Source organism: Micromonospora sp. CA-269861 (assembly GCF_050948505.1).
In the GTDB taxonomy this organism is placed as follows: Bacteria; Actinomycetota; Actinomycetes; order Mycobacteriales; family Micromonosporaceae; genus Micromonospora.
On the sequence record NZ_CP192014.1, the window covers coordinates 1,161,142 to 1,182,750 of the forward strand.

General features: G+C 69.8%; 18 protein-coding genes. 9 read left to right on the forward strand and 9 right to left on the reverse strand.

The window, feature by feature from the left end:
• Positions 1-3 precede the first annotated feature (3 nt).
• Positions 4-1,545, reverse strand: a complete 1,542-nt coding sequence (locus ACQP0U_RS05325; RefSeq protein WP_433316268.1) for a gluconokinase — start codon at positions 1,543-1,545, stop codon at positions 4-6.
• Between the two features lie 170 nt (positions 1,546-1,715).
• On the opposite strand from ACQP0U_RS05325, the gene ACQP0U_RS05330 reads away from it, so the two are divergent.
• The 3 genes from ACQP0U_RS05330 to ACQP0U_RS05340 all read left to right on the forward strand — a co-directional run bounded on the left by ACQP0U_RS05330 (position 1,716) and on the right by ACQP0U_RS05340 (position 4,757).
• Entirely contained in the window at positions 1,716-2,867 is a 1,152-nt protein-coding gene (locus tag ACQP0U_RS05330; RefSeq protein WP_433316270.1) for a hypothetical protein, read from the forward strand.
• Between the two features lie 45 nt (positions 2,868-2,912).
• Entirely contained in the window at positions 2,913-3,446 is a 534-nt protein-coding gene (locus tag ACQP0U_RS05335) for a WapI family immunity protein (protein ID WP_433316272.1), read from the forward strand.
• A 93-nt stretch (positions 3,447-3,539) separates the two neighbouring features.
• Positions 3,540-4,757, forward strand: a complete 1,218-nt coding sequence (locus ACQP0U_RS05340; protein WP_433316274.1) for a hypothetical protein — start codon at positions 3,540-3,542, stop codon at positions 4,755-4,757.
• A 25-nt stretch (positions 4,758-4,782) separates the two neighbouring features.
• On the opposite strand, the gene ACQP0U_RS05345 is transcribed toward ACQP0U_RS05340, so the two are convergent.
• Entirely contained in the window at positions 4,783-5,220 is a 438-nt protein-coding gene (locus ACQP0U_RS05345; RefSeq protein WP_433316276.1) for a VOC family protein, read from the reverse strand.
• 220 nt (positions 5,221-5,440) lie between these two features.
• Between ACQP0U_RS05345 and ACQP0U_RS05350 the strand changes: the two genes are divergently transcribed.
• Complete coding sequence (locus ACQP0U_RS05350; protein ID WP_433316278.1) at positions 5,441-7,594, forward strand: MMPL family transporter; 2,154 nt, start codon at positions 5,441-5,443, stop codon at positions 7,592-7,594.
• Between the two features lie 26 nt (positions 7,595-7,620).
• Here the strand turns inward: ACQP0U_RS05350 and ACQP0U_RS05355 are convergent, their stop codons facing one another.
• The 4 genes from ACQP0U_RS05355 to ACQP0U_RS05370 form a co-directional block, all read right to left on the reverse strand.
• Entirely contained in the window at positions 7,621-10,704 is a 3,084-nt protein-coding gene (locus ACQP0U_RS05355; protein ID WP_433316280.1) for a DUF3427 domain-containing protein, read from the reverse strand.
• 9 nt (positions 10,705-10,713) lie between these two features.
• The gene (locus ACQP0U_RS05360) at positions 10,714-11,700 is read right to left on the reverse strand and encodes an aminoglycoside phosphotransferase family protein (RefSeq protein ID WP_433316281.1); all 987 of its coding nucleotides are present in this window, start codon (positions 11,698-11,700) and stop codon (positions 10,714-10,716) included.
• Entirely contained in the window at positions 11,697-13,157 is a 1,461-nt protein-coding gene (locus ACQP0U_RS05365) for an XRE family transcriptional regulator (protein WP_433316283.1), read from the reverse strand. Before ACQP0U_RS05365 ends, ACQP0U_RS05360 begins: the two co-directional genes overlap by 4 nt.
• A 118-nt stretch (positions 13,158-13,275) precedes the next feature.
• Positions 13,276-13,797 carry a flavoprotein gene (locus ACQP0U_RS05370; protein ID WP_433316285.1) on the reverse strand — a complete coding sequence of 174 codons (522 nt, stop codon included), beginning with the start codon at positions 13,795-13,797 and terminating at the stop codon, positions 13,276-13,278.
• Between the two features lie 215 nt (positions 13,798-14,012).
• Here ACQP0U_RS05370 and ACQP0U_RS05375 point away from each other — a divergent pair, with 215 nt between their 5' ends.
• The 3 genes from ACQP0U_RS05375 (at position 14,013) to ACQP0U_RS05385 (ending at position 17,419) form a co-directional block, all read left to right on the forward strand.
• On the forward strand, positions 14,013-15,182 hold the full coding sequence (locus ACQP0U_RS05375) for an FAD-binding oxidoreductase (protein ID WP_433316286.1): 1,170 nt from the start codon (positions 14,013-14,015) through the stop codon (positions 15,180-15,182).
• Between the two features lie 167 nt (positions 15,183-15,349).
• Positions 15,350-15,871, forward strand: a complete 522-nt coding sequence (locus tag ACQP0U_RS05380; protein ID WP_433316288.1) for a hypothetical protein — start codon at positions 15,350-15,352, stop codon at positions 15,869-15,871.
• 165 nt (positions 15,872-16,036) lie between these two features.
• Positions 16,037-17,419 (forward strand): HNH endonuclease, encoded by a 1,383-nt coding sequence (locus ACQP0U_RS05385; RefSeq protein WP_433316290.1) that lies wholly within the window; start codon positions 16,037-16,039, stop codon positions 17,417-17,419.
• An 80-nt stretch (positions 17,420-17,499) separates the two neighbouring features.
• On the opposite strand, the gene ACQP0U_RS05390 is transcribed toward ACQP0U_RS05385, so the two are convergent.
• A complete protein-coding gene (locus ACQP0U_RS05390; protein WP_433316292.1) occupies positions 17,500-18,378 on the reverse strand; it encodes a fibronectin type III domain-containing protein in 879 nt (292 codons plus the stop codon).
• A gap of 207 nt (positions 18,379-18,585) precedes the next feature.
• Between ACQP0U_RS05390 and ACQP0U_RS05395 the strand changes: the two genes are divergently transcribed.
• Positions 18,586-19,491, forward strand: coding sequence for a hypothetical protein (locus ACQP0U_RS05395; protein ID WP_433316294.1), 906 nt, complete (start codon positions 18,586-18,588; stop codon positions 19,489-19,491).
• A gap of 65 nt (positions 19,492-19,556) precedes the next feature.
• Here ACQP0U_RS05395 and ACQP0U_RS05400 read toward each other — a convergent pair whose 3' ends face one another.
• Entirely contained in the window at positions 19,557-19,778 is a 222-nt protein-coding gene (locus ACQP0U_RS05400; protein WP_146755453.1) for a hypothetical protein, read from the reverse strand.
• 152 nt (positions 19,779-19,930) lie between these two features.
• Positions 19,931-20,785: a hypothetical protein gene (locus ACQP0U_RS05405; protein ID WP_433316296.1), complete on the reverse strand. Its 855-nt coding sequence runs from the start codon at positions 20,783-20,785 to the stop codon at positions 19,931-19,933.
• Between the two features lie 188 nt (positions 20,786-20,973).
• On the opposite strand from ACQP0U_RS05405, the gene ACQP0U_RS05410 reads away from it, so the two are divergent.
• Positions 20,974-21,609, forward strand: a complete 636-nt coding sequence (locus tag ACQP0U_RS05410) for a hypothetical protein (protein ID WP_433316298.1) — start codon at positions 20,974-20,976, stop codon at positions 21,607-21,609.

The following is a 21,609-nucleotide window of genomic DNA, read 5'->3' on the forward strand; positions in this document are numbered from 1 at the left end:
CTGTCACCCCGGTGGCAGGGGGCCGGTGGGCAGGCCGGGTGCCATCCGGCGGATCGAGGCGAACGTGGGCGTGAGCGCCTCGTACAGCTCGGCGAAGAGCGGCAGCAGCGCCGCGTAGGTGGCGGCGGCGGCCGGGTCGGGGCGGACCGTCTCCTCGATCCGCACCAGGTCGGCGGCGACGTCGATGCTGGGGATCAGCCCGAGCGCCTCCATGCCGAGCAGCGCCGCGCCGAAGCTCGACCCCTCGTGCGCGGCCGGGAAGCTCACCGGCAGGCCGAGCACGTCGGCGAGCATCTGCCGCCACAGCCCGCTGCGGGCGAAACCGCCACCGGCCCGGATCTCGCGGACCTCGTTGCCGGCCGCGCGTACCGAGCTGAGCACCAGCGCGAGCTGCTGACAGACGCCCTCCAGAGCGGCCCGCACCAGATGTTCGCGGCGGTGTGCGTGGGTCAACCCCACGTACGCGCCGCGCGGCAGGGCGCTCCAGTGTGGTGCCCGTTCGCTGTGCAGGTACGGCAGCATGATGAGCCCGCCCGAGCCGACCGGCGCGCGGGCCGCCAGGGCGACCAGGTCCTCCTCGGAGTGCTCACCCAGATCCGGGGCGAGCGCCGCGCCTGCCCACTTGAGCACGATGCCGCCGTTGTTGATCGCGCCACCGACCGCCCAGCGCTGCTCGGTCAGCGCGTAGCAGAACACCCCGCCGAGCGGGTCGACGCCGGGCCGCTCGACCATCACCCGCATCGCGCCGCTGGTGCCGATCGAGCAGGCCACCATGCCGGGGTGCACCGCGCCCAGGCCCAGGTTCGCCAGCGGTCCGTCGCCCGCGCCGACCACCACCGGGGTGCGCTCCGGCAGGCCGGTCTCGGCCGCGGTCTGCGGGGTGAGGTGGGGCAGCACGGCGGTGGTGGCGACGAGCTGCGGGAGCTGTTCCTCGGTGATGCCGGCGATGCCCAGCGCCTCGGGGTCCCACTTCAGCTCGTGGATGTCGAGCAGCCCGGTGGCCGAGGCGATCGAGTGGTCGGTGACCAGCGTGCCGCAGAGCCGCAGCAGCACCCAGTCCTTGATGCCCACCCAGTGCGTCACCCGCTCGAAGAGTTTCGGCTCCTGTTCGGCGAACCAGAGCAGCTTGGGCAGCGGCGACATCGGGTGCATGGGCGTGCCGGTACGCCGGTGCAGGGCCAGCCCCGACGGCACCGCCCGCAACCGCTCGGCCTGCCGGGTCGACCGCGAGTCGGCCCAGGTCACTGACGGGGTGAGCGGATTGCCGTCCCGGTCCAGCCCGATCAGGCTGTGCATGGCGGAGCCGAACGACAGCCCGGCCACCGGCTGGACCAGCTCGGCCACGACCATGCTGATCGACTTGAGGACCGCTTCGAGGATGAGCTGCGGGTCCTGCTCGGCGTACCCGGGTTGCGGGTTGTCCAGCGGGTAGCCGACCAGGTTGCTGCCCAGCTGCCGCCCGTCGGTGTCGTACGCGACGGCCTTGGTGCTCGTGGTGCCGATGTCGACCCCGATCACGACCCCGGGCAGCGTGACTGCCGGCACGACCGTCACCCCCCTCAAGAAACGTGAATCGACGCAAGAGTATCGCCCTATCGTGTGGGTTGCTCCGCCGATCGGGTAGTTCGCCCGTTTCGGCGTGTCCGGGCGCCGCGCCGCACCTGTTAAACCTCGTGACACCCCAGATTGGTGGCCTGCGCGGCGAAGGAGTCGGCGTGGCAAAGACTGATTCGACGGGTTCCACTTGGCGGTACCGGTGGGCGCACCGGCAGAACGTGCGGCGGGTCAGCACGTACCGCGGCGCTGAGGCGGCGTGGCGGAGACGCGACGACGAGTTACGGCGGCTGCGCGCCCTGGCCGCCGACTTCCAGGGCTCCGCTGCGGCCGGTGCCGGTCTGGCGTTGGAGCTGGCCGCCGACGAGAAGGTGCTCTGGGTCCTGCCCGCAGCCCAACTTGTCGAGATGCGGCACACCACGGTGCTGCCCGCGCCGGACCTCACTGTCGCCCCGCGAACCGGGCCGCTGCGCCCGCGCCGCCCGGACGGCGTACGCGTCACCGACGCCGGCATGGCCGTGATCACCAGCCGTCGGCTCGTGCTGCTCGGCGGACGGGGCCGGCGCGACTGGGCGTACGGCCGAATAACCGGCCTGGCCCACGACCCGGCGGCCCCGGTCACCCTGATCCAGGTGCTGGACCGGCGGCGTACCTCCGGGTTGTTGCTGCCCACCGACGCCGCGCCGGACTTCCGGTTCAAGCTCACGCTGGCCTTCGCCGACGCGATCGAACAGCGCGCCGCGGTGCTCGCCCAGCTCGACGAGCTGATCGCCGAGCACGCCCAGCTCAAGCCGTTCCGGGGGGCCGCCGCCACCCCCGGGCAGGCCCGGCTGTCGTCGTTCGTGCCCGGTGGCCGCAGGACCATCGCGGTGGCGGCGGCCATCGCGCTGCTGGTGCCGGCGGCGCTGATCGAGTCGGACCCGTCCGACCCGACCGGAGGCGCGGAGGTCGCCGTCGCGGCCACCCCGGCGCCCACCGTCAGCGTGGCACCCGCGCGGATCGGCAAGGCGGGCCCGTCGCTCGCGGCGAAGACCCCACCGCCGAAGCCGACACAGTCACCACGCCCGTCGCCCAGCGCGACCCAGGGCCCGCGCTGTGGGGCGCCGGAGAACCCACTGGGGTACGACTTCTGCGGCGGCACGCGGATCCGCAAGCCGGCCGCCGAGGTGTGCGACTGGTTCGACTGCGTACCGCAGTTCTGGGCGGGTCGCGGTTACCTCGTGCAGTGTCGCGACGGCTCGGTCAGCCTGGCCGGCGGCCGGTCCAACGCGTGCGCCGAGCACGAGGGCGTGCGGCGAACCGTAACCAAGTGACCGATTCAGGGCCTAAAGTCCGCTTTTCTCGGCCAGAATGATCGAGTGGAGATCCGGTCTGACGATGGCGCTCGGGTGCGGATACGCCCCGTCGGCTACCAGCCCGGCATCGACCCGCCCGACGACCCGGACGGAGCCACGCCCGGCTGGCGCGACTGGCTGCTCATCGAGGTGGACGCCCGCACCGCCGACGGTCAGACCTGGTCGCACCACTACCCGAGCCTCATGGTCGAGGAGGCCCGCGCGCTCGGCGGGTGGCTGCACGGACAGGCCACCGTCGCCCTCGGGCTGAGCGCGCCACCGGCCATGGTCCGCTTCACCGAACCCAACCTGGCGCTGCGCAGCCGGGTGCTGCGCCGTCGCCGGCTGGAGCTGATCGTGGAGTTCTCCGCCGAGTCGCTGCCACCGTGGATGCGCCGCCCGTCCACAGCGATCTACCCGCTGATCCTCACCGTCTCCGCGGACGCCCTGGCCACGGCCGCCGAGCACTGGGCCGAGCACTGCGAGGCGTACCCACCGCGTACCCAGTCGCGGTTCCCGACCCACGGCCCGCAGCCGTACCGGCGGCGCGCCGGCTGATCACCTGCAACTCTCTCCTTCCGGGCACAAGGGGACACATCGATCCTGGTCGCGTTACTGTCACGTACGTGAGCGGTTGTACCGCGTGTGACCGTGACCTCTGTGTCCTGCGCCCCCTGGCGGATCGCCTGGGCCGAGCGCGAGAACGAGCGCCGGCAGCGCGCGTACCGCGACGCCACCGACGCCTGGCGGCGCCGCGACGACCACCTGGCCCGGCTCCGCATCGAAGCCGCCAGCTTCCTCGGGTGTACGCAGCCCCGCACCGGCCTGCCGGTGGACCTCGACGACGACGAACTCGTCTTCCGCGTCCTCCCCGTCGCCACTCTCGTCGAGGCCGAGGCGCGGCATGTCCCCGGCCTGCCCACCCCGGGCTTGTGTGACTTCGCCGAGACTGCGGACCTGGCGCTGCCGCCGGGCCTGCGGGTCGTCGACACCGGCATGACCGTGGTGACCAGTCGGCGGGTGGCCTTCGGCGGCCGTGAGCACCGGCGCGAGTGGCGGTACGCCGACCTGGTCGGCCACGCCCACCACCCCGACGTGCCGGTCACCCTGCTGCCCGAGGGCGGTCGACGTGCTGGGCTGCTGGTCCCGGCCAACGCCGTGGTGAACTTCCGCTTCTATCTCACCCTCGCCGCTGCCGACGATCGCGCTGCCGTCATCGCGCAGGTCGACGCGCTGCTGGCCGCGCATCGGAACGCCCGGCCTGCACTGCTGCCGTTGGTCGGCCCGGACGACGCGCCGTTGACCGCGGTACGCCCCGACCGCCGGGCACTCGGCGCTGCCGCCGTCGCGGCCGTGGTGTTCGTGGGGCTCGGCCCGGGCGCTCTGGGTCCCGGCGCGTGGGGTTCTCGAGGGCCGGTGCCCTCGGCGGAGATCGTGGCCATGGACGTGCCTCGGGCCGTCTCTGTTCCGGTGTCTCCCGTCGGTCCGGTGGCACCCGCGTCGCGGATCGGATCGGCCGACAGCGCCGTGTGGAGCCCGCCGTACGCCCCGGCCGTCCGGCCGTCCGCCGTTTCTACAGTGGTGGAAGCCACTGTGGCGGTGGCCCTGCCGCCGGCCGCTGCGCCAACCGTCGCCCCGACTCCGCCGGCCAGTGCGGTGCCGACGCCTGGGCCGGCCCCTACCACGGAACCGCCGGCGTCAGCCCTGCCGACGCCGCCCGTCGCTTCGGCCTCGCCGACTCCGACGGCCACCCCGACTGAAACGGCGACGGCGACGCCTTCGCCGGAACCGGGGCTGCTGGCGATCTGCGTGGACCCACTTCAACTGCCGCTGCTGGACCCGTTGCTCTGCCCGTCTCCGACGCCCTGATCGGCGTTCGTGCCTGCTCGGCCGCTCAGTTCATGGTGCTGAAGTCGGGGACGGTGAGGGTGCCGTCCTCCGCGAGGGCGAAGCCCGGGTTCCAGGCGATCTCCCACAGGTGGCCGTCCGGGTCGGCGAAGTAGCCGGCGTAACCGCCGTAGAAGGTCTCGTGGGCCGGCTTGGTCACCGTGGCGCCGGCCTTGGTCGCCGTGGCGATCACCTCGTCGACCTCGGCCCGGGAGCGGACGTTCTGGGCGAGACCCATCCCGCCGAAGCCGTCAGTGCCTCGGTCGTCGATGCCGGCGTCGTCGGCCAGTTTGTCGCGGCCCCACAGGACGAGGGCCAGACCGCCGGCCTGGATGAAGACCGTCTCCTCGACCTCCTGGCCCCGCCAGCCAAGGTGCTCGTAGAACGCCTTGGCGCGCGCCAGGTCGCTGACGCCGAGGGTGATCAGGCTGATCCGCTGCTCCATGCCCCCAACCTAGTGCGTGATCAGTCACCGGGTGTGGTACCCGGACGGCTGCCCGGTCATCGGCCGCGAGGCTGAAAAGCACGCGCCCGACACTCCCGTGCGTCCGAAAAGGATGAGGGCGCGACGGTACGCTGCACATCGGTAGCGCAGAGTGGTGATCGGGGCGTCGGTGGGCGTCTCGGCCACCAGACGTCGGTTGTGCCGGACACACGGGGGAACCATGTTCGAGCGGCTGGGCAGATTCGTCGTGGGCAGAGCGTGGTGGGTGATCGCCGGGTGGGTGGTCGCGGCAACCGCCATCATCCTCACTACACCGTCCCTGAGCGACATCACCTCCGCCGACCAGGAGAGCTTCCTGCCTCGCTCGTACGAGTCGGTGCAGGCCACCGAGCTGGGGCAGAAGGCGTTCCCGCAGCAGGCCACCGCGACGGCGACCATCGTGGTCAAGCGCGCCGACGGGCAGGAACTCACTTCGGCGGACGAGGCGAAGGTGGGCCAGCTCGCCCAGTCGCTCAAGGCCAGGAACATCCCGCGCACGTCCGGCTACCTGACCGGCCCGCCCGCGGTCGCGCCGGACAAGTCGGTGCAGATCATCAACGTCGGGCTCGACGCCCCCACCCCCGACGACCCGGCCCTGCTCGACGCCGTGCGCGACCTGCGCGCGGACATCGGCCCGGAGCTGGCAAACAGTGGGCTGACCGCGGGCGTGGCCGGTGACGTGGCGAGCTTCGTCGACAACGAGGACACCTTCAACAACGCCTTCGCCGTGGTCGGCGTCGCGACGATCATCCTGATCATCGGGCTGATCCTCGTCATCTTCCGCAGCCCCATCGCGGCGCTGCTGCCCGTGGTGGTCGTCGGCGTCGTCCTGAGCATCACGACGGGTCTTGTCGCCGCCGCGGGCAAGGCATTCGACCTCAGTGTCAGCCAGGATCTGCAGACGATCCTGCTGATCGTGCTGTTCGGCATCGGCACGGACTACATCCTGTTCCTGCTCTTCCGCTACCGGGAGCGGCTGCGCGCCGGCGACGACAAGCGCACCGCGATGATCGTCACCGTCCAGCGGGTCGGCGAGGTCATCACCTCGGCCGCCGGAGCGGTCATCGTCGCGTTCCTCGTGCTGCTCCTCGCCTCGCTGGGCTTCTTCGGCTCCCTCGGTCCGGCGCTCGCGATCGCGGTCGGCGTCATGCTGGTCACCTCGCTCACCCTCATCCCGGCGGTCGTCTCCCTGCTCGGCCGTTACGTCTTCTGGCCCTCGAAGGCGTGGCAGCGTGCGCCCAAGGCCACCATCTGGCACCGGCTCGGCAACACGGTCGGGCGCCGGCCGGCGCTTGTCGCGGCGGCCTCCGGCGTCCTCCTGGTCGCGCTCGCCGCGGGCGTGCTCGGCTACAAGGCCGACTACGACTTCAGCGCCGGCTTCCCGCAGGACACCGAGTCGGCGAAGGCCGCACAGGACCTACAGCGCGGGTTCGCCGCCGGTGCGCTCGCCCCTACCGAGGTCTACCTGACCACCAGCAACGGGTCGCCGTTGAACGAGCAGCAGGTCAACGACTTCGCGGCGGCCGTGGCGAAAGCCCCGGGTGTGGGCCAGGCACAGCCCCCGGAGCGCAGCACCGACCCGAGTGTGGCCCGGGTCAACCTGCTGCTCAACGAGAACCCGGTCTCCAACGAGGCGATCACCCTCGTCCGCGACGACTTGCGCAGTGCCGTGCACGCGGCGGCCCCGCCGGGCACCCGGGCGCTGGTCGGCGGGACCACCGCGATCTTCGCGGACATCAACTCGGCCAACAACCGGGACCTGTCGGTGATCCTGCCGGTCGCGGCCGGCCTGATCGCGCTTATCCTCGCGCTGCTGCTGCGCAGTCTGGTCGCGCCGATCTACCTCGTGATAGCGGTGCTGCTCAACTTCGCCGCCACGCTGGGTGCCACTGTCTACCTCTTCCAAGGGTTGCAGGGCGAGCCCGGTGTCACCTTCCAGCTGCCGATCATCCTTTACCTCTTCGTGGTGGCGATCGGGACTGACTACAACATCCTGATGATCGCCCGACTACGCGAGGAGGCGCGGGAGGGCAATGAGCCGCACCAGGCCGCCGCCATCGGGGTCGAACACGCCGGCCCGACGGTCGCGGCAGCAGGCTTGATCCTGGCCGGGACGTTCGCGGTGCTGCTGCTTGCTCCGATCTCGTTCCTGCAGCAGATGGGCTTCGCGGTGGCGATCGGCATCGTGCTGTCGGCGTTCGTCATGTCGATGTTCTTCGTGCCAGCACTGACCGCGCTGATCGGGCACAAGGCGTGGTGGCCGGGCCACGGCGACGAGCGACCGGCCGGCGGGCCGCACGTCCCGCCGGAGCCGGAGGCCGTGGCGAAGGGGTAGCCGGGCGAGCGGACGGACGGCCGATATCAGGCGGCGATGGCCCGAGCCGCGGCGTACATGTCGGAGGGCAGCGCGTGGTGCAGCTTCCAGACGATGCGCATGGGTCGGTCGCCGGTGTGCTCCTGGTACGTCATCGGCCCGGCGTAGAGGTACGGCGGTGCGCCCAGGTCGCGGTCGGCGATGCGGGTTTCCCGAACGAAGAGGTGCACAGTCGAGCCACCTGACCTGTAGCGCTGCCCGGTCGTCGACGCCGCCGAGGTGGTGCTCTGCGACTCCCACTGGAACAGGGTGTCGGTGATGGCGCGGTCGGCGTACATGGTGGTGGGAGAGTAGTGGGCTTCCGACTTGACCAGGGTGACGAAGAACAGGTCGGCTTGGGCGTCGGGCAGCCACTTCACCCCTTCGCGCAGCGACCCCGGGTTGGTCATCCCAAAGGCGGCGCATGCCTCGTTGCGGCTGTACCGGGCGTGCACCCGCAACGGCACCGCCCCCGGGGCGGCGGTCGGCGTCACCCGGTGAATGCGGTCCCGCAGCACCTCGGCGACCTGCCGCAACTCGGCGCAGCGGGCCGGCTCCTTCCACAGCCGCGCCAGCCGCTCGTCGCGCGTCGCGAGGGGTGCGGTTGGCCCCCAGAGGCTGAAGTGCAGCATGTCCAGCAGTCGGCTATTTCCCGCGTACACCTGCTGGCCTGGCGCGGGCGGTCCGGCCGCGACCCGGGTCAGTAGCTCCAGCCGGTCGACGTCGTCGGTGTGCAGCATGCGACCGACGGCCCGGCCCAACTCCCGGTCGTCGGGGCCGGGCGCGGACGTCTCGATGCCGGCGAGCCGCCGCAGGCCGGTCCAGCCGCCGATGCTGGCCGACCGGTATACGTCCTCGATCTCCAAGCCGGTCTCGCGGAGGAACGTCGCCAGGGTGACGTCGCCGAGCTGCCGCAGCTCGGACACGAGACCGGCCTTCGAGGTGGGCAACGCCGATCGCAGGTTGGCGAGCACGATCTCCTTCGCCACCCGGTCCAGCTCGACATGGCAGCCGCTCGGCAGGCTCGGGAAGTCATCGCGGACGGCTTCGGTGATCGCCCGCCGGCTCACCCCGGTCAGGGCACGCCAGCGCAGATCGAAGCGGAAGTTGGCGTTCTGCCCGCCGATGAAGTCGAGCACGGTGAGGCAGGGCTTGTCGTCGTCGAGGCGCAGGCCACGGCCGAGCTGTTGTAGGAAGATCGTGGCGCTCTCAGTGGGCCGCAGCATCAGGATCGTGTCGACCATCGGCAGGTCGACGCCCTCGTTGAACAGGTCCACGGTGAAGAGCACCCGCAGCTTGCCGGTCTTGAAGTCCCGCAGCAGCGCGGCCCGATCGGTCCCGGCCCGCGAGGTCACCGCCGCCGCCTCGACACCGTGTTCCCTGAACGAGTTGGCCATGAACTCCGCGTGCCCGATGCTGACGCAGAACCCGAGCGCCCGCATCCGCCCGACGTCCACCTTCTCGCGGACCGCCCGCAGCACCGTCCGCGCCCGCGCATCGTTGCCGGTGTAGATGGTGCTTAGCTGCGTCGGGTCGTAGCCCTGGCCGCGCTTCCAGGTGAGGTGCGAGAGGTCCTCGTCGTCGTGCAGCCCGAAGTACTGGAACGGCGACAACAACTGCCGCTCCAATGCATCCCACAGGTGCAGTTCAACGGCCGCGCGCCCGTCGAACCACCGGCGTACGTCGCCGCCGTCGGTCCGGTCGGGGGTCGCGGTGAGACCCAGGAGTACGCGGGGACGCAGTCGCTCCAACAACTGGGTGTACGTCGGCGCTTCCGCGTGATGGAACTCGTCGACGATCACCATGTCGTACGCCTCGGGGTCGACCTCGCGCCGGTGCAGTGACTGGATCGAGGCGAAGACGTGCTTCCAGCCGTTCGGCCTCTCGCCCGCGACCAGCGTCTCGCCGAAGCTGCCATCACCCATGACCTGCCGGAACGTCGACAGGCTCTGCCGCAGGATCTGTTCCTGGTGAGCGACGAAGAGCAGCGAGTCCACCTTTTTGCTGCGGTGCAGCCTGCGGTAGTCGAGGGCGGCGACCACGGTCTTACCGGTGCCGGTGGCCATCACCACCAGGTTGCGCCACCGCCCGTGCACCAGGCGCTCGGCATCCAGGTCGGCCAGGATCTCGGCCTGGTACGGGTACGGGCGCACATCCAGGTTCGAGATCGCCGTCGGTGCGTCGTCGCGCCGCTCCCCGCTCAACGCGTGCCGTAGCCGTTCGGCATCCCTGGTCGCGTCGTACGCCTCGAACGCCGGATCGTTCCAGTAGTCCTCGAACGTCGCCGTGAACGTGTCGATGACATGCGGCTGCTCCATGTTCGAGATGCGCACGTTCCACTCCACGCCGTCCACCAGCGCGGTCTTCGACAGGTTCGACGAGCCGACGTAAGCGGTGGTGGTGCCGTTCTTGCGGCGGAACAGCCACGCCTTGGCGTGCAGGCGGGTGGTCCTCGTCTCGTACGACACCTTGACCTCAGCGCCCAGCTCCTTAAGCCGGTCTAGCGCTCGCTGATCGGTCGCGCCGAGGTAGGTGGTGGTGATGACGCGGACCTTGCCGCCTCGGGCGATCAGCTCGCGGATGGCTGGCTCGACGATGCGGAGGCCGTACCACTTGATGAATGCGCAGAGCAGATCGACACTCTCGGCCGACGCCATCTCGTGGTTGACCTCGTGGCCGATCCGGGGCTGGTGGCGGCCGTTGACCAGGAGCGCGCCGGTGGAGAGCGGGGTGGTGGGGCGCTGCGGGAAGGTGGGCTCCGCAGGTGGGGTTGGTGGGGCGGCGATGGCGTGGAGCAGTTGCCTTGCATCGGTGACCTGGTCCTGATCCGTTGCTGCCTTTGGGCTCAGGGCGGCGATGGCATCGGCGATCTGGTTCGCCATCTCGACCTGGTGGTGGAGCTTGTCGTCGCCGTTGGGGACGGACTGGAGGGCGCGGGCGGCCAGGATGGCGATGTGGCGGGCGAGGGTTTGGTGGGCGTCGGCGGGCTCGAGCTTGTGGTGTTGGACCAGGGCGGGGTCGACGTGCTGGAGGCGATCGGCCAGCTCACGAGTGATCAAATGCTCGTAAACACCCCGCTCAAGATCCGTCATCCACGCAATCTAGTCGGTCGTGGCGCTTCGGGGCCTCCCCTGGCTCACATCTCTTAACGTGTGTCGGTTCGCCGACCCACGTATTTCATGACGACTTGGTGCGAGATCAGCGAAAGGCTTCCAACGGGCCCTCTGGTCATTCTTCCGCACTGATTGGAGGCGGTCTGCGAACTCACCCGCGACACTTGGCGAGTTAGTAGTGAGCGGCGCGGCGGCTGCGATCATCTTCAACTCGCGCGCTTCCCGCAAGACTGTCCATGACTGGTCTGAGGTCACGTCGTAGCCGTAGGCGTTGGCCAATCCTCGATGTAGGCCGGTGCCTCCGAACCGTGCCTCGCCTACCGCCACCGCTGCCAGGTCAACCTGCCATGGCCCGATGCACGTGGCATCGAAGTCGCACATCACTGTCCGGCCGGATGCCTCTCGCAGCAGGTTGCCGACATGGGCATCCCCGTGGACGAGCTTCGGCTCCTCCCGGTGATTGAGCGCAACGAGCTGGGGCTCCAAGCGATCGCACCAATTCACCAGAAAATCGCGGTCATTCCGATCGAGACCTTCGGCATCAGCCACGCGTCGTCGTGCGTCGCCGACCGGGTCCCAAGCCGGGAGTTCAATGGAGGCTGCGTCGAGAGCATGAAACTCGCGCAGCACAAGGCCGAGATCCTCCACCGTCGGCGCGGACGGTTGTGGCGGAACATATGACCAGACGGAGGCGATGAGGTCGCCGACTCGGACCGGCTGCTCGACACCGGGCGCGAGACGGATCGTCGGTGCGTTGATCCGAGCAAACCAACGCCCAAGCTGAACCACCTTGGTCACCCGGTCTAGGAGCTGATGGGTTCGCGCGATCCGGATGACGATTCCAGATCGAGGCAATGCGAAGACGGCGTTGTTGGTCAATTGCAGCAGTTGTGCAGCCTCGGGAGAGACGCCAAGGGTGGTGGCGATGTCCCGCATGGCTCCCGTCATCGCCGCCTCAGACAACCGCCCGCTCATGCGGGTGCCGCAGCCCGAGCGGTGAGGAGTCGGTCGAACGCGGCCACCTCCGGAAGCTTCCGGTGCCGAGCGAAATCACGACGCAGATTGATGACTCGGTCGATGACCCGTTTAGAACTCATCACCTGGCACTTCTCAAGCACCCGATTACCGATCGCGACGGCCTGCTCGGGCTCATCGGCCAAGAACAGCGCGCTGCACAGCCCGACCTCGTTAAGCACCGTGCTGCGCACGTTCGCCGCGCCGAACGCCGCGATGGAATCCCTGCCCCAGCGCACTGCCTCGGACGCGTGCTTCCGGTCTCGCCGTGCCATGTCCCGGTACACGCGTCCGTACTGAGCCAACAACTCGCCGCGGTCGTAGAAGCCCAACCAGACCGGCTCACGCTCCCTGTTGATGCGCTCGAACTGGTCGCTCGCCTTGCCGAGGGTTCTCACGGCGGTCTGGTGGTCGCCTAGTGCTGCAACTGAGGCTGCCTCCGCCCCCCACAGCAGGGCTTTGGCCGCCGGGGTCGCGTGTGACCCGAGCTGCGCGTACGTGAGTTGTAGCGTCGCGAGGGCATCCCGGTTGTGCCGAAGGTGTTGAAGCTGCTTGGCCTGCGCGTACCGAATCATCGCGACCAGCGGAGCGTTCTCAGCAGTCAACGCGGCGCGCTCCCCGGCGACGAAGTGTCGCTGCGCGTCGTGGTGCCTTCCCGCGTCGAGAGCAGTCCAGCCGGCCAGTTGCCGAGCCGTCGCCACCGCCGCGATGAGAGGTGGAGTGAGCCCGGCGGGGTGCGACCAATCAAGCATCCGGTAGACCGATTCTGCGAACCGGGCCACCTCCCGATACAGCAGACCACCGCCAGATTCCCGATCCACCGACCGGTAAAGCTCCAATACTGCGTTCAGCCGAGCGATGTCCGCCGTGCCGATTCGCCGTGGCTGGACAAGCTCGCTGCCGCCGAGCAGTCCCGCACCCGCAGCGACGGCGGCGATCCCGGCCAACAAGGCTCGCCGACCCTCGTCCGGGCCAGCACCCTGTGCGTCGGTTGAGGCGCGGGCGCTTGCGGGCTTCTTGGCCGATCGCTGAGGCTGTCCAGGGAGGGCGATCCAGAGACAGGATGCGGGCATCCCGAGAAGCTGTGCCCAGTGCGTCAGTCGGTCTAGGTGCACCAGCGGTGGGCCGTTCTCCACCCGGCTCAACTGCGCCTGCGTGATCCCCAGCCATCCCGCAACCACGGTCTGCGGCAAGGCAATCCGACCGTGGTACGGATGGCACCGGTACGCCCGAATCACCCGCCCCAGATGCCGCTCGGCGAGGGCCTGTCGCACTGGCTCGTGCTCCCAGAAGCCCGCCGGCACCACGGGCGGCGTGCTCAACCGGTCCCGCTCGGCGGCCTGGCACGGCGCACACCGTCCGCTGTCGTTGTCCCGGGCCAGCCGTCCGCCGCAGCGAGGGCAGTTCGCGTGGGTCACCGGCGGCTCCGTTCATCTCGCCTTATCGAGCCTATCCATTGAACACGCTGCGTGGAACGCTGGTATACGCACAACGCATATCGTCAAAGGACCGCCAGGCGAAGCGTGCGGACTACAACTACTCAGGACCGGCGCGCCGCCGCAGCGCCTCGATGACCACGCCCCAACGCCCCGGCCCGTTCATCGGGTCCAGCGGCTTCCCGTCCGCCACGACCACGCCGGCAGCGCGCAGCACTGCCACGTGACCCGCGTATGCCGGATGCGCGGCCAACTCCGCCTTGGTGTGCGGAAACGCGATGATCGGCAACCCCGCTCCCAGCGACTCGTTGAGAACGCCGAGCGCCAGCGTGTCGTTGATGCCCAACGCCCACTTCGTCACCGTGTTGAACGTGACCGGGGCGGCCAGCACCACATCTGCCGGCGGGTGCGGCTCCGGGTCGCCGGGCATCCGCCACTCCACGCGTACCAGATAACCGGTCTTGTCCTGCAACGCCTGACGGTCGAGCCACGGCGCGGCGGTGGGGCTGACGATCATGCACACCCGCCACCCGTCGGCGATCAGGAGGTCGACCAGCTCGTCGATGTGTTCCGCCGGACCCGCCGCGCAGACGACCAGATACAGCACCGGGCGTTCCGTCATGCCCGCAGTCTGCCCGATTCGACCGTCACAGGGTCGAGCGCATACCGATTGCGTATGTCGCCAACGATCACCGCGACATGCCGTTGTCCCTGGTCAGCCGCGAGAGTCGACGCATGGCCCGGGGCGGGTGCTCGGTCCCGAAGTTGCGCCGGCCCTCAACGGCGCAGCTCCTCCCGCCCCGGTGCCAGCCCATGAATCAACGACTTGGAGCCGGCATGCCCACCGTGATCGACGACGACCACCCGGCTCGCGTGGGCCTGGCCGCTGCCTGGGAGTCGGTCGATGTGCGGGCCGCCGGCGACTTCTGGTGCACAGTCGAAGACCGCCGCCCCGGGCTGCTTCCACACCGCGACGCGCCGCTGTTCCTCACCGCGCTGGGCCGCCTCGTGGTCGGCGACGACGAGCCGGCGAGCCGGGCGGCGCTGCTCCTGGTGCTCGGCCGCGCGTACCGTCATCTCGACCTGCTCCCGCACTCCACCACCATCGGTGACGCGCTGCTCGCCACCGTGGCCCGGCACGCGCACCCACAGTGGACGCCGCAGCTCACCGTCGCCGCCGAGCGCGCCCTGTGCCGCGCCACGCGCGCCATCCGCCGCGCCGCCGCGCAGGCCGGCGACGGCCCGGCCTGGTGGCACGTGCAGGTGATCGGCCATGACCGGCCGTCGCCCGACATCGCCATCCTCACGGTACGTCCCTGGCGGCGACTGCCCTTCCAGCCAGGTCAGGCCGTGCCGGTCTGCACACCGCGTCTACCCGGCCACTGGCGCTGGCTCTCGCCGGCCAACGCCCCACGCGCGGACGGCACCGTCGAGCTGCACGTCCGCGCCGTACCCGCCGGCACCGTCTCCCACCGCCTGGTCCATGAGGTACGCCCCGGCGAACTGCTCTGGCTCGGCCCACCCGTCGACACCGGCCTGAGCCTCGACCCGGCAAGCACGAACGATCTGCTGCTCGTCGCCGGTGGCACCGGCCTGGCGCCGCTGCGCGCCCTGGTCGAGCAGGTCGCCGCCGCACCGGACGGTCGGCGGGTGACGCTCGTCGTCGGCGCGTGTACCTTCACCGACCTGTACGACTCGATCACCCTCGACAAGCTGCAATGCGCCCACGGCTGGCTGACCATCGTGCCGGCGTTCTCCGACGACCCCTGCGCCGAGCCCGCCGAGCGGGGCGACGCCCTGACCATCGCCCTCGAACACCACAAGCCGGGGCAGGACATCTACCTGTGCGGCCCGCCCGCGATGCTGGCCGCCGCTCGGCCACGGTTGCGCTCTCTCGGCATCCCCGCCGCCCGCATCCACCTGGCGGACCGCTTCGGCCGTGGACTGGTGGGCCCGACCTTGCATGACCCTCTACCCATTGACGGTCATGAGAGGCTGTCTACCTGAGCGTGTGCGCGCCAGCACGGGGGGTGAGCGACGTGGATGGTGGCGGTCCGTCGCAATGGTCCGTCGAGAAGTTCGGGCTACCTCTGGCGACCACTCTTCGCGCTGCGGTCCCGGCGGCGTTGCGCCGCGCGGTTGAGCTTGCGCAGGATGCCCGCGATGCATCGGAGTTGGACACCGATCACGCCTTCGGCCCCGTTCGGTGGAAGCAGCAGTACGAGGTGTTGCACGAGTATCTGCACGACCTCCCCGATGTGGTGGGCGTGCATCCACCGGGTGCCCAGGTGCGGGTCACCATCTGCAAGGGTCATCTCCTGTTGCCCTGGCGGTACGCGACGCGCAGCGACCTGGACATGCGCGACGCCCGCCCCGGGCGTGACCTCAACCGGCTTATCCGAGACCTGTTGATTCTCTTCGGGCCTGAGCCGAGCCACGAGGAGGTCACCCTGCCGCTGATGCCGCTCACTCCGGAGGAGGCCCGCGATCGTTCAGCTCTTCGGGAGGCTGTGGAGCAGTTGACCGACGAGCCGAGGGTGCTGCTCGTTGGGTTCGCATGCAACTCCGACGAAGGTCTGCTCCGGGTCTCCTGGGGTGAGGCGGCTCTGCTTGGTGGCTCCGAACTCAAGTGGGGCCACGTCGAAGACCTGCCGGTCCAAGGCGTACGGCATCCGCCGCGGGAAGGTCGGGAGTAGTGCCCCTCAAAGCGATATACCTGTGAGGCATAGATATGCCTCGGAGGTATATCGCTCGTCAGGACAAGGCCGCCCAGACCCGGCTCACGCCGGTCGCCCGGCCTGCGGTGCCCCTGGCAGCTTCAGGGGACCGCGAAAAAGGATTCAGGTCAGTAGCGTCTGGGCGTGCCCGACACTCTTTCTGGCGATCCGCTGTCCGGCTTCAGCCCTGCACGGCCCTACACAAGGGACGCCGCCGATGACGCTCCTCGAACGCCCGGTGTGCACGTGGTTTTCGAGGATGGCGTGGTTGTTTATGTCGGTTCGACTGGAGATCTACGTAGACGTCTTCGCCAGCACCTGACCGGCAACCGTGGCTCATCTGTCCTGCACGAACAGGTCGGCCGGTTGCTCGACCAGCGCGGTGCCCCGGCGGCCGCTGCTGACATCGCCGACTGGTTGTCTCACTGCGACCTCCGCTGGCTGCGGACAGACGATGCGCAGGGAGTGAAGGAGGCGCTGGTCGCGACCCTTGGACCTCGATTTAACAGGCATATGCCGAAGGAGTCGGGGTTGCCCGAGGTCTCCGCAAAGCAGCGCCAGTTCGATCGCCTGAGGTCCGGCCGATACTACGGTGGGGTGCTCGATGCGGTCCGTGCGTACCTGCGTGTCGCTGTGCCCGATGCCGCAGACAAGGAGCGGGATTACTGGGCGCTGTCCTGCCTGCCGGCGACGTTTGCCGGAAGGCTCGCCGCAGTCAGCATGAAGCGGATGGAGACGTTCGTTCTGGCCGAGCCCGCCGAGCAGGCCGAACACTCTCTGATCACCGGCTTTGTCATTGTCAGATGGTCTGCCCTGCGTCAGCACTGGCCGACGTTTCAGGCGTTCATGGATGCCTTCCCCGATCTGACCATCGGCCCCTCCGACTACGCGGATCCGGGGCCGGACCAGGTCCGGGTCGATGGCTGGCACCACGACCTGATGGTCGCTTTCCGCGATGAACGTTTCGCCGCAGCCGTACGTGATCTCACCGAGCCGCTGCTGAAAGTCCGAACGCTGCACGCTGCAGGACACAACGGCCAACTCGCCGAGCAGGTGTTGAACAAGGTGCGGCCGGAGGAGGCCGACAACTTGGCGAAATTCCCGGACGACAGCAGGGCCGTCGAGTCGGAGGCTGCGTCCGAGGGGCGGCGTAGGAGGCTGGCAGAGGTCACCGCGCGGCAGGGGCAGGCAGACTTCCGCCGCCGGCTCATGAAGGCGTACGGCAACCGCTGCGCGATCACCGGCTGTGATGTCGAGGCTGCGCTCCAGGCTGCACACATCGACCCGTACGACGGACCGGCCACCAATCAGGTCAACAACGGCCTCCTGCTCCGCGCTGACCTGCACAACCTGCTGGACCGAGGGTTGATCTGGATTGACGAGTCGTACGTCTTGCATGTGGTGGCAGGCATCGCGCACTACTCCAGCTACCACGGCCAGCAGATCCGCCTGCCGGAGAGGGTCGAGAACCTGCCAGATCCTGACGCGCTGCTTCGGCACCGACGGGACGTGGCAGGCATTCCTTGATGCGTCGAACGCCACGAGCCGGGGCACGGGACGGTCCGGGGCCGGCCCGACTCGGGCCACATCGGCAGCCCGACGCGGGCTCAGGAGGAGAGATCGCCGAACTCGCGTACCCCGTCCACATCAAGCGTGATTCGGTCGTTCGAGGTCCACTGGCCGGTCGCGGCGAGCCAGCTCGGGTCGTCGCGTTCGTCGATGGTGCTCCAACTGTGCCGGTGGTGCCGTAGCTGGATCGGCCCGGTCGACTGGCCCGGCGCGAGCGTGCCGTCGGTGAACGTCAGCTCCACCCAGCCGGGGACGGGCGTACCCGGCGGAGGGCCCGGCGGCGCTGGCGTGGTCAAAGCCGAGGGCCCGCCGGGCGGGACGAAGAACTGCACGGTCTGCCGGATCCGGGCACAACCCAGTGCGGCCCAGTCGCAGTTCGGCACGAGTGAGGTGTTGCCGCCCTCGAAGCGCAGGTGGTAGCGCACCTGCACCGTGCTCAGGTCTAGCGGCCCGGTGCCGGTGTTTGTCACCTTCAGGAGGTGCTGGATCTGGTTGTTCGTCGGGGACCAGTCCAGGTTGAGGTAGCTGACCGTCGCGCGGCCGGCCGCGGTGCGCACGGTGGTGGTGGGCGAGGTGTCGGAGTAGCCGCCGAGCGCGCGGGCGGCAACCGCGATCCGGTACGTCGTGCCGGGTGCGAGGTCGGTCAGCGTGATGGTGGTGTCGGTGGTGGCGCCGAGGAAGCGGTACGTGTTCGGTCCCAGCGGGACCTGCACCTCGTAGTTGATCGGCTGCTCCGAGCCGGGCTCGACCCAGGCGGAGGGTGCCCAGCTGAGCGTGAGCTGATGTGGCTCGTTGGCCACCACAGTGGGGGCGCCGGGGGTGCTGATCGCCGGGCCGTCGGCCTGGGCGGCGTTGACGGCGAACAGGCTCGCCAGCGCGGCGAGGGCGATGGTGGCGGTGACGCGGCGAGCAGGCATAGCCGCATGGTATGCACATGTATCGATGCCTGTGCATCGTCCGTCAGTCCAGTGACGCCAACGACGGATCCAGTCCGTTACGCGACGTAGTCGGTTTGCGGATAATGCCTGGTCAGGTGGCTACCTAGCGTGAACCTGTCATTACGAACGGCCTCGACGTCGGCGTCGCACCTGCCGCCCCGTCCGGCCACAGACGGGAGAAAACACATGCGTACTCAGAACGAAACCCGGCGGTTCGGCGGCCGAGCGTCAGCACTCGTGCTCGGCCTTGTCGCGACGGGAGCGGTGCTCGTCCCGGCGAGCCCGGCGTCCGCCGCGGTCCCCGGCCTGGTGCGGGTCGCCGCGACGAGCGTCAGCAGCTCGGCCGACTACCACAGCGTTACGGCGACCTGCCCGGTTGGGAAGGTGCTCACCGGCACCGGCTACGAACTCAACGGCGTCACAGGTGAGGGCATCGTCGACGACCTGCGCCCCAACGGCGGCGTCGCCACCGCACCGACGGCCGTCACCGTCGGCGCCTACGAGACCGAGGCGTTCGCGGGCAACTGGTCGGTCACGGCGTACGCGATCTGCGCCAACCCGGTGCCCGGCCTGGTCCGGATCTCCACGGCCAGCGTCAGCAGCTCGGCCGACTACCGCAGCGTCACGGCGACGTGCCCGGTCGGGAAGGTGCTCACCGGCACCGGCTACGAGTTGAACGGCGTGACAGGTGAGGGTGTCGTCGACGACTTCCGCCCCAACGGCGGCGTCGCCACCGCCCCGACCGCGGTCACCGTCGGCGCGTACGAGTCGGACGCCACGGCCCTGAACTGGTCCGCGACCGCGTACGCGATCTGCGCCAACCCCCTCGCGGGCCTGGTGCGCGCCTCAGCCGTGGGGGCCAGCAACTCCCTCGACTTCCGCAGCGTCACGGCAACGTGCCCGGTCGGGAAGGTGCTCACCGGCGCCGGCTACGAGCTGAACGGGGTGACCGGCGAGGGCATTGTCGACGACTTCCGCCCCAACGGCGGCCCCGCGACCGCCCCGACGTCCGCCGCGTCCGGCGCGTACGAGGAGGACGCCTTCGCCGGCAACTGGTCCGACACGGCGTACGCCATCTGCGCCACGCCGTAGGAGCCGATCAGCCGGTGCAGGTGCTCAGCAAATGCGCGAGCGGCTGCACCGGCTGGACGTTCGGCTCAGGAGCTGCCTTGGCGCTGGATCCGCCCGTCGCCCGAGACCTTGGCCCGGCCCAGGTCGCGTTCGGTGCCGGCCGGGCCGGTCGCGGTACGGCGATGCCGTTGGTCGGGCGAGTGCTCCACGGTCGAGCCCTGGCGGCCCGGAGCGCCGCTGCCCGAATGCCGCCGGCCTCGCGCCGACTCGCCGCCGCTGTCGTGTTTGTTCTGCTTGTGGCTACCCATGGATCGCGCGTACCCGGTCATTGTGCGGCTAGTCCTGAGCCCCCGTCAGCTCCAATGCCGTCCCGGGCGGTGAGGTGGTTATCGGGCGGCGCGTAGGCGGGTCGCTGGGTGGTGGTGATCGGCCCGGTCGACGCTCCCGGTGGCGAGCGGACTCACGGATTCCAGTAGACGAGGACGCTGGCCTGGTCGAAGCGTCGATCCTTCAGGTCGGAACGCTGGATCACCCAGTGGATGGTTGCGCCCCCTTGTCTGCCGCCGTGGAACTCGGCCAGCAGAACCCAGTCGCCGTGGTCGGGCGGCCCACCGCCGCGTACCGGCCCGTCGTAGCAGGACCAGCCCGAGGGGTTGGCGCCCAACCACGCGGGGTTGAAGCCGTTGCAGTCAGTGCCGTAGCCGCCCAACAGCAGCGGCGTCGTCCAGCCTCCAAAGGAGAACATGCCGTCCGGCACGTTGCCCAGTACTTCCTTCCACACCTCGGTCATCTCTTCGAACGGGGGATCACCCGGCAGCGGCGGAGACCATGGGGGCCCCGGGATCGTCTTGACGTAGGGCAGAGAGATGTCGACAGTGAGATGCAGATCGCCCTGTGGGATCTCCGCGTAGACCTCGGCGAACTCCTCGTCGTCCGGAGGGAAGTCGGGCGGATACTGCTCTCGCTCCTCGACCGCCACGCCTGACGGCACATACCTGACCTCGCCGTAGCCGCTCTCTTCCGGCCAGCCGAACAGCAGCAGTTGGCCGTCGGACGGTAGCGGAAGGTCGGTCACGTCTGCCGGAAGAGCAGCGCAGTCGATGGTGGCGATCAAGGGGTACTCGGGGTCCTCGGCGTCGATCGGAAGCATCACGGGCCCACGGATGGCGCCGACGACCGGCCCGTCACCCCCCTGTGTCAGGAGGGCGGACGGGCGGGCGAGCCCCAGCCAGCGCTCCACGTCGGCAGCGGGGATGTCGCGGCGCAGCGCCTCGGCGCGGACCTGATCGAGGATCTTCACGTTTCTGGGAAGCACGGGAGGACCGTAGGTCAACCGTGCGACGTTCGCGAACCGCCAGCTGCGGTGTCGATGGTGGCTGCCCGGAAGGTAGGCGCCCGTGCAGGGATACCGCGATTTGCCGTCGGCGGGCGGTGTGTGGGAGGCCCCGACCATAGCGTCCGAACCACGGAGTTCCGCGAGCGCGCGATCTGAGGGAGGCGACCATGCAGACGGCCGAGGGTGTGGTGTTACCGGGGGAGCGGACCCCGGTCACCGTGAACGTCGACCGCTGGCGGGCGGGGCTGCCGCCGGATGTGTGGCCCGACATCCTTCCGGCGAGCGGCGAGGTCTGGCGGCGCGACGTCTTCGCGGTGGCCGATGCGTACCGGGCGGGGTCCGCGAGTCCACGTCACCTGCTGACCGCCGTGCTGGCCTGGGGTTACGGGCCCATCGGGTACGGCCCGTGGCGCGCCGCCAGGTCGCTCGCCGCCGACCCGGACGGCAAACGCCTGGCGTACGCGCTGGAGGAGGTGTCCGGACCGGCGTCCGACGAGGAGGCGCTGCGCACGGCGTACCGCCGCTTCCGCGACCCCGACCACGCTCGTCTGCCGTGGTTGGGGCCGGGCCTGTTCACGAAGCTTCTCTACTTCGCCGGCTACCGGCGTGGGGCGGGCGGTGTGCAGCCGCTGATCCTCGACCGTGTCGTGGCCAGCCAGCTCCCGGCCGAGGCGGGTGTGGGCCGCCGTAACGGGTGGTCATCCGAGGAGTGGCTGGCCTATCTGCGGTGGGCGGCCGGGCAGGCTCGGGCCAGGGGAGTGGAGCCGGACGAGGTGGAGATGGCGGTCTCGCGCGCCAGGTGA